We start from the raw sequence: 13,940 nt of genomic DNA, 5'->3' as shown, positions 1-13,940 counted from the left end.
AATATTAATCATGAATTCCAACAAAATAATTCCGAACTTATGGTTTGATGGCAACGCCAAAGAAGCCGCAGAGTATTATTTATCAATTTTTAAAGATGGAAAAATACTGAATACAACCTATTATCCAAAAACGGAAGCAGAAGGCTTAGCCGATTTTCAAAAAGATTTTGCAGGTAAAGTACTTACTGTTGAATTTGAAATATTAGGTATGCAATTTATAGGAATTAATGCCGGGCCTTTATTCAAATTTAATGAATCAGTTTCCTTTATGATTCCATGTAAAGACCAAACTGAAATTGACTATTATTGGACTGCACTTACCACAAATGGTGGCGAAGAAAGTGTTTGCGGTTGGCTAAAAGATAAATACGGTTTGAGTTGGCAAGTATGTCCTGAAAATTGGGAAGAATTGACCAAAAAACCTGGCGCTTTCAAAAATATGATGGGAATGAAAAAAATTATTATTGCAGATTTTTAATTTCCCAATTTCGTTTCGAATTATAAACCAACTTCCCATTTTGAATCTCTAACGGACAATCGAAATTATTCGTATACAATCCACCTGTTCCTAATCCTTGTGGCATTGGATTGTTAAGTGTATAGGTAAATTGAGCAATCGCATTTAAACCAACATTGCTTTCTAAAGCGGAAGTCATCCACCAACCAATGTTACGTTTTTCGGCGATTTCAATCCATTCTAAGCTACCTTTTATTCCGCCAATAAAACTTGGTTTCAAAATAATATATTGTGGTTGTATGGTATCTAAAAGTCTGACTTTGTCTTCATACGTAAATACTCCAATTAATTCTTCATCTAAAGCAATCGGAAATGGCGTTTGTTGACAAAGTTGTTGCATGGCGCCAAATTGCCCTGCTTTTATTGGCTGTTCAATACTATGCAATTGATATTGAGAAAGTAATTGCAGTTTTTCTAAAGCTTCATCAGGCGAAAAAGCACCATTAGCATCTACACGGATTTCAATTGTATCGGCGTCAAAATGTTTTCGGATAAAAGCCAACAAATCCAATTCTTGTTGAAAGTCAATAGCGCCAATTTTAAGTTTGATACACGTAAAACCTGTAGCTAATTTCTCTTCAATTTGTTGTTTCATAAAAGCTTCATCGCCCATCCAAACCAAACCATTAATCGTAATCGCATCGTTTCCTTTAGTAAATTCTGAAGGAAATAATTCAAACTGACTAGTAGCTTGTAGTGACAAAAAAGCCATTTCTACGCCAAATTGAATGGAAGGAAATTCGATTAATTCATACCACAACTTATCTTTTCCTAAATGAATATTTTGGCAAACCCATTGTAGTTTTTCTTCGTAATCAGGACGGTCATCAATAGATAATCCTCGCAACAAACCACACTCACCTACTCCAATTTTACCATTTTCTTCTAAAAGTAAAAACCAAGTTTCTTTCTCGGTTAATATTCCGCGAGAAGTACCACTTGGTTGTTTAAAATTTAGGATGTATTTTTTGTAGGTCGCTTTCATTTGTTACACAAAGATTCTCAGAGTTTCACAGAGATTCGCAAAGATTTTCTGTGTGACTTTGCGTTAACTTTGTGAATCTCTGTGTTATAATTATTCTAAGATTCTTAAAATCTTTTTAAAATTATCTGTTGGTAATCCAACTTTTTTCATGTTATCAAAATTACTTTTAGTTGCTTGTACCCAACTCGTATTCGCATCTATATTTTGATTTTTATATTTTTTATGAATATCCTTAGCCTCTGAAACTTTATCAGTGTACAAATACACATTAGCCAAATGCAATTGATATCCAATTTCATTTTTATTCAAAGAAATCGCCTTATTAATGTACTCTTCAGCTTTTTGAAACTGTTTAGTCTTCAAATATAAATTTCCTAATAAATCGTAATCTTTATCAGTAGCCCATTTTTTATCAAAAACTTGAGTAATATATTTCTTTATAGCTTCATCGTCTCTATTTGAAAAAGACAACATTCTAATATCTTCTCTAAAATAATTTAAATATTTATCTAATTGACCTGACTTTTTCAAGCTTTCTTCTGAAAGTACTTCCACTACTCTATTCTTTTCAATAGGTAACATTTGTTTGAATTCAGAATATTTATATTTAGCTGTGAAACCTTCTAAAAAAGCACCTTGAAATTTTTCTTTGCTGATTGGAGCTTTTAAAATTGATGAATTATCAATTAAACTTAATACTTCTTTTTTAGTAGTAGCATTCCAACCACGACTAGCGTTATAATCGATCCAAGAAACAACTTCCAACACAATTTTGGTACTCATTACCCAGTTTTTATTTTCAAAAGCAAACCAAATATTAGGAGCATTTTCAAAACATTTAGTGTTTTTTATGGAAATAACTTTACTGTCTTTATTTACAGGTTCCTTAATAAAATAACATGCTGTTTCTAATTTACCGTCTTTTAAAAACTGAGCACCTGCTTTTTCAGAAGTATAAATTCCGTATAAACAAGTATCATCTCCAGAAAGTGAATTGGTTAACGTTATCGCTCCAGCAGTACCTTGACTAATCCCAGTTGGATCAGGAATTGCTTTTAAAATAGAAGCTAAACTCGTAGTGATTTTTCCATTTTCATCAATTAGAGAAATTCTGAAAACAAATTCTGAAGCACCTTCAGGTAAATCGTCAATTTTTACTAATGTTCTATTTCCTGAACTCAGTTTAATTTCTTTTGTAAAAGCACGTTCTTTATCCCAATATCCATCTTTTTGAGCGAAGGATAAAGTTGTAAATAATAGTAATGTAATTAGTTTTTTCATTTATTGTAATTATTTAAAACATATAAGTCATATAAGTTTTATTTTCTAATTTATTAAAAACTTTAAGCATTTATTAAGCACATTTAAGAATGTTTTTTTTTATAAAAAACATTAACACTTATAATTACTTATTTTTAGTTTATTTATTCTTTTAATAATTTAAACTTTATAATTACTTATATGACTTATAGGTTTAAATTCAATTATTATACCAATTTTTATAAATCGATACTTTGACCAATTTCTAAAAGCATCAAATCTTTTCCTTTTTCGAAGAATTTGCGTTTTGCTTCTTCGTGATTTATTTCAATATATCCGAAAGTATCATAATGATAGCCTAATACTTTATCACAATTCACAAAATCAGAAGCAATAATTGCATCATCAACATCCATTGTAAAATTACTTCCAATTGGTAAAATGGCTAAATCTAAATTAGTGCGCAAAGGAATTAATTTCATATCCATTGACAAAGCCGTATCTCCAGCAATGTAAATGTTTTTATGTTCGCCTTCAATTACGAACCCTCCTGGTTGACCACCATAACTTCCATCCGGAAAAGAAGAAGTATGAATTGCATTGACATATTTTACATTCCCAAATTCGAAATCCCAACTTCCACCATGATTCATAGGATGATATTGAAAACCTTTAGTTCCAAAATGCGATGCAATTTCATAATTAGAAACAATAACTGCATCTGTTCTTTTCGCAATGGCATCTACATCTAAAATATGATCTTGATGAGCATGCGTTAACAAAATATAATCGGCTTCAATTTCATCAATTTTGATATGAGCCGCTTTCGGATTTCCAGAAATAAATGGATCCACTAAAATATGAATATCATTAATTTGAATTCCTAAACAAGCATGACCGTAAAATGTGATTTTCATAATATTTTCGTTTATAAATTATAAATAAAACTTAACCAAATTAAAATACTTAAGACAAAAGTTCCTAAAGCCACTTTTTTTAATTCGGGATCAAAATCTTCATGTTTTTCAGATTTTCTAACTTTTTCTAAATGCTTCAAAAAGAATATAAATACTAAAACATTCAAATATAATCTAGTATCTACTCCAATAGAAAAAACGAACAAACATAAAAAAGGTACAAGAATTAAAAAATGATGATACTTTTTAGCCCAATTTAAACCTTGTTTCACCACAATAGTATTTTTTCCTGCAATTCTATCATTTTCAATATCTCGCATGTTGTTCAAATTTAGAACGGCTGTACTCAACATTCCAATGGCAATCGCAGGTAAAAACAATTTAATATCGATACTTTTCGAATACAAGAAATTACTTCCCACAACAGCCACTAAACCGAAAAAGATAAAAACAAAAACATCTCCGAAACCACTATAACCATAAGCATTATTCCCAACAGTATATTTAATAGCAGCTGCAATAGAAGCAATTCCTAACACTAAAAAGATAACAGAATAGACAAAATTTTCTTGTCCGAATGAAAAATAAATTAACGCAACAGCTAAAACAAAAGAAAGTATTCCATTTATGATAATGGCCATTTTCATTTGTGAAGATGTAATTTCACCTGAAGCTACTAAACGCTTTTCGCCTATTCTATTAGCATCTGTTCCTTTAATTCCGTCTCCATAATCGTTGGCGAAATTGGATAATATTTGAAAAGACAAAGTGGTACATAAAGCCAAAACAAAAATGATCCAATCGAATGTATGTTGATGATATGCATATGCACTTCCAACCAAAATTCCTGAAATGGAAAGTGGTAAGGTTCTTAATCGTGCGGCTTGAATCCAGTGTTTCATTTATTTAAAAAATATATAAATTATAATAACTCCAAAAAATATTGATAAAGGAGCAGTTAGTTTTAAGTAATTTGGTTTTAAAAATTCTGAAGCTTTTCTTGAAAATTGATTGTGTTTTTTAATGGGTAAAAGCATCAGTAAAGCTGCAGAAACGATTAAAAAACAACCTAAAATATCAGTATAGAATTCATACAAACTATGTTTAGAGGCGAATAAAAAGCAAAATCCTAGAAACATTCTAATTAACAATTCAGCATAATTTATGAAATAAGTACTTCCTGCTTTTGCAATTATCATTCTAACTTTTTCTGGCTTAATAAACATCAAAAATCCAGCACAAATTAAAAATATTCCGAAAATATAAATAACAAAAACAGCAATTTGTTCCATAATAATGGTAAAAAATAAATTAAAAATTATATCCTAATCCTAAATTTATTAAATGAACATTAACATTAGATTCAATGGGTAAATATTTATACGATAATTCAGAATAAAATCCATTTTTGAAACAATATCTAAGACCCGGTTGAAGTGTAAGAGCTGCATCATTTTCATTTATCTTTTTTGATCCATATCCGCTAAATGAAGGATCTGAAGGATCAAAAACAGAAAATCCATTCCCATAAATAGTATAGCTATAATAATTAAATGAATAACCTAAATTTAAAAAAGGTTTAAATCCAGTTTCTTTTACTGCTAATTCAACACCAAAATGCGGATTAATAAATAGGGCATTATTGTATTCAACCGAATAACTTTCTTTAAAATCTTTACCTTTAAAATAATCAAATGAAATTCCAGCTTGAAAATTTACTGAATTTCTAGAAGCAAATTTGTATCTAACGTCTAAACCTAAAATCCCATTATAATTATCTGAAAATCCATTTTCGTTTTTCAGATTTCCAGTATAATGTAAACCTAATGAAAAAGGTCTAATATCGTTATAGTTACTTTCTTCTTGTGCAATTGAAATTCCGAAAGTAAAGATCAATAAAAATGCCAATAAATTTACTCTCTTCATATTAAGGAATGTATTTTTTCTCGAAATTAGGTTTACGTTTTTCTAAAAATGCGTTTCTTCCTTCTATAGCTTCATCTGACATATAGGCTAAACGAGTAGCTTCTCCAGCAAAAACTTGTTGACCAACCATTCCATCATCTGTTAAATTCATTGCGAATTTTAGCATTTTAATAGAAATTGGCGATTTTTCTAATATTTCTTGAGCCCATTGGTAGGCAGTATCTTCTAATTCGGCATGTGGAATAACGGCATTTACCATTCCCATTTCGAAAGCTTCTTGAGCAGAATAATTTCTACCTAAAAAGAAAATTTCTCTTGCTTTTTTCTGTCCAACCATTTTTGCTAAATAAGCCGATCCATAACCACCATCGAAACTTGTTACATCAGCATCAGTTTGTTTGAAAATGGCATGTTCTTTACTTGCTAACGTTAAGTCACATACAACATGTAAACTGTGTCCGCCACCAACAGCCCAACCTGGAACTACACAAATTACGGCTTTAGGCATGAAACGAATTAAACGTTGAACTTCTAAAATATTTAAACGATGGTATCCATCATCTCCTACATAACCTTGTTTTCCTCTAGCTTTTTGGTCGCCACCACTACAAAAACTCCAAATTCCATCTTTAGAACTCGGACCTTCAGCAGATAATAAAACAACACCAATTGAAGTATCTTCATGGGCATCATGAAAAGCATCTAATAATTCAGAAGTTGTTTTCGGACGGAAAGCATTTCTTACATCTGGTCTATTGAATGCAATTCTTGCAACACCATCACATTTTTTGTACGTTATATCTTCGTATTCTTTTACGATTTTCCAATTAATATTTGACATTTTAAATAATTTTTTATCAAAAATACTTCAAAAATACTTTAATTTGCAAAAGCAGTAGGTTTTTTTATGAAATACAAATCGGACTTCAGTAAATTCAATTTTATAATACTTTTAATACCAGTTATTTTGGTTTTAATTATTGGTATTTTTGAGGAAAAAGATATTGAAGTAATATTAATTCCACCTGCAGTAATTTTAGGACTTTTAGTTTTTATTTTTACAGTTTTATATTTTACAACGTATTATGAAATTCAAAAAGAAGAATTAATCATATCCATGTTTTTTTATAAAGTTAGAATTAAAATTTCTGAAATTAGAAATGTGAATTATTCAAATTCCTTTATTAAAACAAATATTTATAAACCCGGTTTTCATCATAAAGGAATAGAAATTTTATATCATAAATACGATGATATTTTTATATCGCCACAAAACAGAGAACAATTTATAGCCCAATTAAAAGAACACAACCCAACCATTGAAATTAAAAAATAATGAGATTACGCATACTACTACTATCATTTCTATTCATCGCCTGTAAAGACAAATCAAAAGATTTTTCACAAAAAAATGGAACTCAAAATAATCAAGGAGAATTTTTTGTATCCTTTAATCAATTAGACAAATCATATTGCAATAAACAAAACAAAGAAATCAGTTATTTATACAATAAATTAATCAATAAAAATGATTTTTACGGACAGTTTTTAGTTGCGAAAAACGGAAAAATACTTTTTGAAGATTATGAAGGATTTGCTTACATCGAAAAGAAAGACAAAAATCATAAAAATAAACCTTTACACATTGCATCTGTAAGTAAAGTATTAACTGCTGCCGTTGTTTTACGTATGGTTGATGAAGGCAAAATCGGTTTAGATGATAAAATTTCTAAATATTTAAAAGGATTTTATTTTGATGATATTACGGTAAGAATGTTGTTAAACCACAGAAGTGGATTACGCCATTATGGTTATTTTATTGAAACCGATGTAAAATGGGATAAAAAGAATCGTATTACGAATCAAGATATTTTAGATTTAATTAATTCCGGAAAAATTCATTTAGAAAGTAAACCTGGAACTCGATTTGCGTATTGCAACACGAATTATGCATTATTAGCCTTAATTATTGAAAAAGTTTCTGGAATGCGTTATCACGAAGCAATGGATAAATTATTATTCAAACCTTTAGGAATGAAAAATAGTTTTGTTTTCGATTATGAAAAACACCATGATACAGTAAGTCAGACCTACAAAGCAAGTAAATTACGTTTAGCATTTGATCACTTAGATTTAGTGTATGGTGATAAAAATATTTATTCTACAGCAAGAGATTTATTAAAATTTGATTTAGGAACGTATTCGAATAAATTCTTTAGTGATAAATTAAGAAAAGAAATTTTCAAGGGATATAGTTACGAAGCCAAAGGAGAACGAAATTATGGTTTAGGTATTCGTTTACGCGAATGGAAAGAAGCTCCAACTTTAACGTATCATAACGGTTGGTGGCATGGCAATACTTCATCATATGTGACCTTAAAAAACGATACAGTTACAATTATTGCATTGTCTAACAAAATGACGCATAAAACCTATCAAACTAAAAAATTCATTGCCTTATTCAATCCAATTTATCCCGTAAAAATTAACGATGATAAGGATACTGGTGGCGCAAGTGAATAAATCTAATTACGATTTTAGATTAATGACTTACGATTGAGAATTTCGAATTTAATTCAACAATAATTTAGTTCGTTTTCCGTTTTGATAAAAAAACAAAATGTTACTTAAATCTATCGTTTCGTTAATTTCTATTTTTATTATTAGTTATTCTTCCATAAAGAGCACTATTAATACAAGTAGAAAACAATTATCACAATCGTATAAAATTTCCACAAATAAATCGGAAATATTACAACAAGTTAGAGAAAAATTCACTCATCAATTAACCAATGAAATCATTCCGCAATGGTATGGCACAAAATGGAGTTTTGATGGTTATACTGAAATTCCGAAAACAGGAAGTATAGCTTGTGGCTACTTTGTTTCTACCACTTTACGTGATATGGGTTTGAATATTAATCGTTATAAATTAGCGCAAAAAGCACCATATCATGAAGCAAAAGTTATAGCTTGCGGTACAACAATTGAAACGTTACAAAACAAATCCAAAGAAGAACTGAAATCATATTTCTTAAAAAACAAAAAAGACGGTTTGTATTTTATTGGCTTGGATTTACATGTTGGTTATATTTTAAAAGATAAAGAAAACGTGTACCTAATTCATTCGAACTTTATTAATAACACAGGACCTATTAAAGAAAAAATAGAAGATTGTAAAGTATTAACTAGTAGTGTGTATCATTTTTGCGACATCACTTACAACGATGTTTTACTTAAAAAATGGTTAAATAATGAAGTGGTAGCAACAAATTAGACTTTGAAAATTCAAACAATAGAATAAAAATTGCTAATTTTGCAAAAAAATTAAAACAATGATTTTACCAATATACGGATACGGAGAAGCGGTTTTAAGAAAAGTATGTGATGATATCTCTCAAGATTATCCGAATTTACAAGAAACTTTAAGCAATATGTATGACACTATGTATCATGCATGTGGAGTTGGATTGGCTGCACCTCAAGTTGGTTTACCAATTAGAATTTTTATTGTAGACACTACTCCTTTTGCTGATAGCGATGAAGTTTCAAAAGAAGAAGCAGCTCAATTAAAAGATTTCAAACAAACTTTTATAAATGCTAAAATTTTAAAAGAAGAAGGTGAAATTTGGGGATTTAATGAAGGATGTTTAAGTATTCCAGATGTTCGTGAAGATGTATATCGTCATGAAAAAATTACTATTGAATATTTTGATGAAGAATTCAATAAAAAAACAGAAACTTATGATGGTTTAATTGCTCGTGTTATTCAACATGAATACGATCATATTGAAGGAATTTTATTTACTGATCATCTTTCTATGTTAAAGAAAAAGTTAGTGGGTAAAAAATTACAAAACATCATGGAAGGTAAAGCTCGACCTGATTACAGAATGAAATTTGCCAACATTAAAGTCAAATAAAACATTAACTTATTATTTAGATTTCCAATACTTGGAATTTCAGATTTAAAATATATATTTGCCAACCTTATAAAAAAATAATACAATGAGTTTTCAAAAAATATTAGCTATTTCGGGTAAACCAGGATTATTCGAATTAAAAATTCAAACACGTTCAGGATTTGTTGCAGAATCTTTATTAGATGGTAAAAAAATTACTGTTGGATTAAGAAGTAACGTAAGTTTATTATCAGAAATTGCTATTTATACGTACAGCGAAGAAGTAAAATTAATTGAAGTTTTCAAAGCAATTGCAGCTAAAGAAAATAACGAGCAAACAATTTCTCACAAAGAAAGTGATGATAAATTAAAAAGCTATTTCAGAGAAATTTTACCTGAATTTGATGAAGATAGAGTTTACACATCTGATATTAAAAAAATATTCAATTGGTATAACATCTTACAACCTAAAGGGTTCGTTACGGTTGAAGCGTTAACACCAACTCAAAAAGAAGAAGTAGCAGAGTAAATCTTCAAAATACAAAAAATTAAATCCCAAATTCCAATATATTAAGGAAGTTGGGATTTTTTTGTACCTTTAATTTCGAACATCAAACATCAAACAATGAACAATCGTCAAAACCAATTACAAGCATTTAATAGATTATTAGACATAATGGACGATTTGCGTGAAAAATGCCCGTGGGATAAAAAACAAACCTTGGAAAGTTTACGTCATTTAACCATTGAAGAAACCTATGAATTGGGTGACGCTATTTTAGATAATGATTTACAAGAAATTAAAAAAGAATTAGGTGATTTATTGTTGCATATCGTTTTTTATGCCAAAATAGGTTCGGAAAAGAATGCTTTTGATATTGCAGATGTAGCTAATAGTATTTGTGATAAATTAATTGATCGTCATCCACATATTTATGGTGATGTTGTGGTGGAAAACGAAGAACAAGTAAAACAAAACTGGGAAAAACTAAAATTAAAAGAAGGCAAAAAATCAGTTTTAGAAGGCGTTCCGAAAAGTTTACCTGCACTTGTTAAAGCCAGTAGAATTCAAGATAAAGTTAAAGGTGTTGGTTTCGATTGGGAAGAACCACACCAGGTTTGGGATAAAGTTCAAGAAGAATTACAAGAATTACAAGATGAAGTTCATCAAGGCAATCAAGATAAAATTGAATCTGAATTTGGCGATGTTCTATTTTCTATGATTAATTATGCACGATTTTTAAATGTGAATCCAGAAGATGCGTTAGAAAGAACCAATAAAAAATTCATCAAACGATTTATGCATCTAGAAAAAAGAGCAGGAGAAAATGGCAAACCATTAGCAGATATGACTTTAGAAGAAATGGATGTGTATTGGAATGAAGCCAAAAAACTAAATAATCAATCAGAATAATAATTTTGGATTAAACTTTTTTCAATTTGATAAGTCTAACTAGAAGTAACTAAATAATTTGTTTAAAAAAAATCAATTATGTACAAAATACTTTTCATTAGTTTCTTATCGATATTTTTTTCATGTAGTAATGAAGACACACCAACTACTTCAGAAGAAAGCATGTATTTCCCACCAATTGGTTCATCTTCATGGGAAACAAAAACACCGGAAAGTTTAGGATGGAATACATCAAATATTGCGGCACTAAATACGTATCTAAACGATAAACACACTAAGAGTTTTATTGTACTTCACAACGGAAAAATAGTGATGGAACAGTATTTTAACGGCCATACTTCATCTACACCTTGGTATTGGGCAAGTGCTGGAAAAACATTAACTTCAACTGTTACGGGGATTGCAGAACAAGAAGGTTTTTTAAACATTAACAATAAAGTATCTGATTATTTAGGAACAGGTTGGACAAGCGCGCCATTAGCAAAAGAAAATCTAATCACTTGTAAACACCTACTTACGATGACTTCAGGCTTGGATGATTCATTAGGTGATGATGTTACACCTGCCAATTTACAATACATTGCAGATGCAGGAACACGATGGGCCTATCATAATGTGTATGTAAAATTACAAGATGTAGTTGCAGCCGCAACCAATCAAACATGGAATACCTATTTCAATACTAAACTACGTGATAAAATTGGAATGACTGGTACTTGGATACAAGATGGCGCATTAAGCGTGTATTGGAGTAATTCTAGAAGTATGGCACGATTTGGATTATTGGCTTTAGCAAATGGAAATTGGAATGGCACACAAATTATTAATTCAAATTATTTATCAAACGCAACAAATACTTCACAATCCATCAATTTAGCCTATGGTTATTTATGGTGGTTGAATGGAAAAGCATCCTATCATATGCCTCAAAGTCAATTACAATTAAATGGAAATTTAATTCCAACTGCACCAGCAGATATGTATTGTGCTTTAGGTAAAAACGATCAAAAAATTTATGTCGTTCCGAGTAAAAAGTTAGTCATTATTAGAATGGGAGATGCAGCCGATGGTTCTAATTTTGCTTTATCCGATTTTGATGAAACGCTTTGGGAAAAAATTAGTGCTGTAATAAATTAAAATAAAAAAAACCGTTACAAATGTTGCAACGGTTTTTTTTTAAGCATTTTCGTAACGCTCCATTTCTCTATCATAGAACTCACCAGCTAACGTAATTAAATATTCCATTTCCGTTTCTAATTCCGTTTGATCTTCTTCTTCAATGTCTTCTAAAAACTCCACAGAATCATCTTTCAAATTGATTAAGAATCTTGGAAATTCTAAGTGAATGATAAAAATATCGTCTGGAAAATCAGTATTATCTCCTATTACAAATTTTGGTAATTCCATATGCTTTTATTTTCTTGTTTATTTTTATTATTAATTGAATACTACTTTAATCTTTTCAAGATGTAAGCAAATTCAAAGATACTAATTCTAGTAATAAATTTATTGAGAATTATGAATTCCAATATCATAATTCGTAAATCTGAAATCGTTAATCGTATTTCAATTAAACTATCTATGGTTTTTAAGCAAAAATCTAAATCGGAAATACAGCATAATCGCTGCAGCTGTTAATCCGGCTAATAAACCAATCCAAACTCCTTCTGCTTTTAATGAAGTAAATTTTCCTAAATAAATGGAAATTGGAAAACCAATTAACCAATAGGCAATAAAGGTTAAATACATAGGAATTTTAACATCTTGCATGCCACGTAAAGCTCCTAAAACTACAACTTGTATTCCGTCTGAAATTTGGAAAAAAGCAGCAATAATTAATAATTTTGAAGATATTGACAATACTTCAATTACTTCTTTACCCGTTAACGCCATTTCTTTATTCACAAAAAATTGAGGAAAAAACTCATTGCAAAACATGAAAAGTAATGCAAAAACAATTTCAACAATAATGGCCATTAAAAATATAGAATGTGCAACCGTATTTAGTTTTTTATAATCATCTAATCCTTTATGATTAGCAACACGAATCATTGCTGTTACACTTAATCCCATAGCGAACATAAATGTTAACGAGGCTAAACTCAATGCAATTTGATTAGCAGCTTGACTCGTAGTTCCAATCATTCCGCAAAGCCAAATAGCTCCTGTAAATAAAGCTACTTCAAAAAACATTTGCATAGAAGAAGGAATTCCTATTTTTATAATTCTATCAGCGACGCTTTTTTGGAAAGATTTCAATCCGAAACCAACAAAAAAGGGTTTAAATTTTTCATTTTTAGATAAAATATAATGCATATAAATTACCATAAAAACACGAGCAATTAATGTTCCAATTGCCGAACCAACAATTCCTAATTTTGGAAAAAACCATAATCCGAAAACCAAAACAACATTGATAACCACATTGATAATATTACCAATAATTGTAGCATACATGGAATATTTAGTCTGACTCATTCCATCTGCAAATTGCTTATAAGCTTGAAAAACTACTAATGGAACCAATGAAAACCCAACAATATCTAAAAAAGGAATGGCTAATCGAACAACTTCTTCAGGTTGGTTCATGTAAGACAAAATAGGCTTCATTCCAAATAATAAAAAGAATAATCCAAACCCTAAAATAGTACATAAGATTAATCCATTTTGAAAAGCACTTCTTCCGCCTTCTGTATCATTTTGTGAATCAAACTCAGCAACAATTGGTGTAATAGCCGTTGAAAAACCAATTCCAATAGACATTCCAATAAATACAAAACTATTCCCTAAAGAAACTGCAGCTAATTCGGCTGAACCTAATTGTCCAACAAATATATTATCTACAACACTTACCAAAGTATGTCCAACCATACCTAAAATTACAGGCATAGCTAAATTGAAATTGTATTTAAATTCTTGGAAGTATTTTTTCATAATTGTTACACAGAGTTTCACAAAAATCACACAGAGTAACACAATGTTTTAAAAAATATTTTAATGTTACATTGCGTTTATTCTT

General features: G+C 29.7%; 17 protein-coding genes. 8 read left to right on the top strand and 9 right to left on the bottom strand.

Annotated features, from left to right (window positions below; all coding sequences use genetic code 11):
- Positions 1 to 10: 10 nt before the first annotated feature.
- The gene (locus BMY86_RS00640; protein WP_091463719.1) at positions 11 to 478 is read left to right on the top strand and encodes a VOC family protein; all 468 of its coding nucleotides are present in this window, start codon (positions 11 to 13) and stop codon (positions 476 to 478) included.
- Here the strand turns inward: BMY86_RS00640 and BMY86_RS00635 are convergent.
- The 7 genes from BMY86_RS00635 to BMY86_RS00605 form a co-directional block, all read right to left on the bottom strand.
- On the bottom strand, positions 462 to 1,502 hold the full coding sequence (locus BMY86_RS00635) for an o-succinylbenzoate synthase (protein ID WP_091463713.1): 1,041 nt from the start codon (positions 1,500 to 1,502) through the stop codon (positions 462 to 464). The genes BMY86_RS00640 and BMY86_RS00635 overlap by 17 nt on opposite strands.
- A gap of 90 nt (positions 1,503 to 1,592) precedes the next feature.
- Positions 1,593 to 2,783: a tetratricopeptide repeat protein gene (locus BMY86_RS00630; protein ID WP_091463709.1), complete on the bottom strand. Its 1,191-nt coding sequence runs from the start codon at positions 2,781 to 2,783 to the stop codon at positions 1,593 to 1,595.
- 218 nt (positions 2,784 to 3,001) lie between these two features.
- On the bottom strand, positions 3,002 to 3,679 hold the full coding sequence (locus BMY86_RS00625) for a metal-dependent hydrolase (protein WP_091463707.1): 678 nt from the start codon (positions 3,677 to 3,679) through the stop codon (positions 3,002 to 3,004).
- A gap of 11 nt (positions 3,680 to 3,690) precedes the next feature.
- Positions 3,691 to 4,581 carry a 1,4-dihydroxy-2-naphthoate octaprenyltransferase gene (menA, locus tag BMY86_RS00620; RefSeq protein WP_091463682.1) on the bottom strand — a complete coding sequence of 297 codons (891 nt, stop codon included), beginning with the start codon at positions 4,579 to 4,581 and terminating at the stop codon, positions 3,691 to 3,693.
- On the bottom strand, positions 4,582 to 4,971 hold the full coding sequence (locus BMY86_RS00615; RefSeq protein WP_091463681.1) for a hypothetical protein: 390 nt from the start codon (positions 4,969 to 4,971) through the stop codon (positions 4,582 to 4,584).
- A 19-nt stretch (positions 4,972 to 4,990) separates the two neighbouring features.
- Positions 4,991 to 5,605: an outer membrane beta-barrel protein gene (locus BMY86_RS00610; RefSeq protein WP_091463679.1), complete on the bottom strand. Its 615-nt coding sequence runs from the start codon at positions 5,603 to 5,605 to the stop codon at positions 4,991 to 4,993.
- 1 nt (position 5,606) lies between these two features.
- Positions 5,607 to 6,446 carry a 1,4-dihydroxy-2-naphthoyl-CoA synthase gene (locus BMY86_RS00605; protein ID WP_091463675.1) on the bottom strand — a complete coding sequence of 280 codons (840 nt, stop codon included), beginning with the start codon at positions 6,444 to 6,446 and terminating at the stop codon, positions 5,607 to 5,609.
- Positions 6,447 to 6,512: 66 nt separating this feature from the next.
- Here BMY86_RS00605 and BMY86_RS00600 point away from each other — a divergent pair, with 66 nt between their 5' ends.
- The 7 genes from BMY86_RS00600 to BMY86_RS00570 all read left to right on the top strand — a co-directional run bounded on the left by BMY86_RS00600 (position 6,513) and on the right by BMY86_RS00570 (position 12,058).
- The gene (locus BMY86_RS00600) at positions 6,513 to 6,941 is read left to right on the top strand and encodes a PH domain-containing protein (RefSeq protein WP_091463672.1); all 429 of its coding nucleotides are present in this window, start codon (positions 6,513 to 6,515) and stop codon (positions 6,939 to 6,941) included.
- Positions 6,941 to 8,128 (top strand): serine hydrolase domain-containing protein, encoded by a 1,188-nt coding sequence (locus BMY86_RS00595; protein WP_091463667.1) that lies wholly within the window; start codon positions 6,941 to 6,943, stop codon positions 8,126 to 8,128. The genes BMY86_RS00600 and BMY86_RS00595 overlap by 1 nt, the downstream gene beginning before the upstream one ends.
- A gap of 97 nt (positions 8,129 to 8,225) precedes the next feature.
- Positions 8,226 to 8,882 carry a hypothetical protein gene (locus BMY86_RS00590; protein ID WP_091463664.1) on the top strand — a complete coding sequence of 219 codons (657 nt, stop codon included), beginning with the start codon at positions 8,226 to 8,228 and terminating at the stop codon, positions 8,880 to 8,882.
- A 58-nt stretch (positions 8,883 to 8,940) separates the two neighbouring features.
- Positions 8,941 to 9,528: a peptide deformylase gene (gene def, locus BMY86_RS00585; protein ID WP_091463660.1), complete on the top strand. Its 588-nt coding sequence runs from the start codon at positions 8,941 to 8,943 to the stop codon at positions 9,526 to 9,528.
- Between the two features lie 85 nt (positions 9,529 to 9,613).
- Entirely contained in the window at positions 9,614 to 10,036 is a 423-nt protein-coding gene (locus tag BMY86_RS00580) for a DUF5606 family protein (protein ID WP_091463658.1), read from the top strand.
- 96 nt (positions 10,037 to 10,132) lie between these two features.
- Positions 10,133 to 10,921, top strand: coding sequence for a nucleoside triphosphate pyrophosphohydrolase (gene mazG, locus BMY86_RS00575; protein WP_091463654.1), 789 nt, complete (start codon positions 10,133 to 10,135; stop codon positions 10,919 to 10,921).
- A 78-nt stretch (positions 10,922 to 10,999) separates the two neighbouring features.
- The gene (locus BMY86_RS00570; protein ID WP_091463651.1) at positions 11,000 to 12,058 is read left to right on the top strand and encodes a serine hydrolase domain-containing protein; all 1,059 of its coding nucleotides are present in this window, start codon (positions 11,000 to 11,002) and stop codon (positions 12,056 to 12,058) included.
- A 39-nt stretch (positions 12,059 to 12,097) separates the two neighbouring features.
- On the opposite strand, the gene BMY86_RS00565 is transcribed toward BMY86_RS00570, so the two are convergent.
- Together BMY86_RS00565 and BMY86_RS00560 are read right to left on the bottom strand one after the other, a co-directional pair.
- Complete coding sequence (locus tag BMY86_RS00565) at positions 12,098 to 12,328, bottom strand: hypothetical protein (RefSeq protein WP_091463647.1); 231 nt, start codon at positions 12,326 to 12,328, stop codon at positions 12,098 to 12,100.
- Between the two features lie 168 nt (positions 12,329 to 12,496).
- A complete protein-coding gene (locus tag BMY86_RS00560; protein WP_091463644.1) occupies positions 12,497 to 13,855 on the bottom strand; it encodes an MATE family efflux transporter in 1,359 nt (452 codons plus the stop codon).
- Between the last annotated feature and the right edge of the window lie 85 nt (positions 13,856 to 13,940).

Source organism: Flavobacterium urocaniciphilum (assembly GCF_900110615.1).
In the GTDB taxonomy this organism is placed as follows: Bacteria; Bacteroidota; Bacteroidia; order Flavobacteriales; family Flavobacteriaceae; genus Flavobacterium; species Flavobacterium urocaniciphilum.
This window is presented reverse-complemented; position numbering and strand designations above follow the sequence as displayed.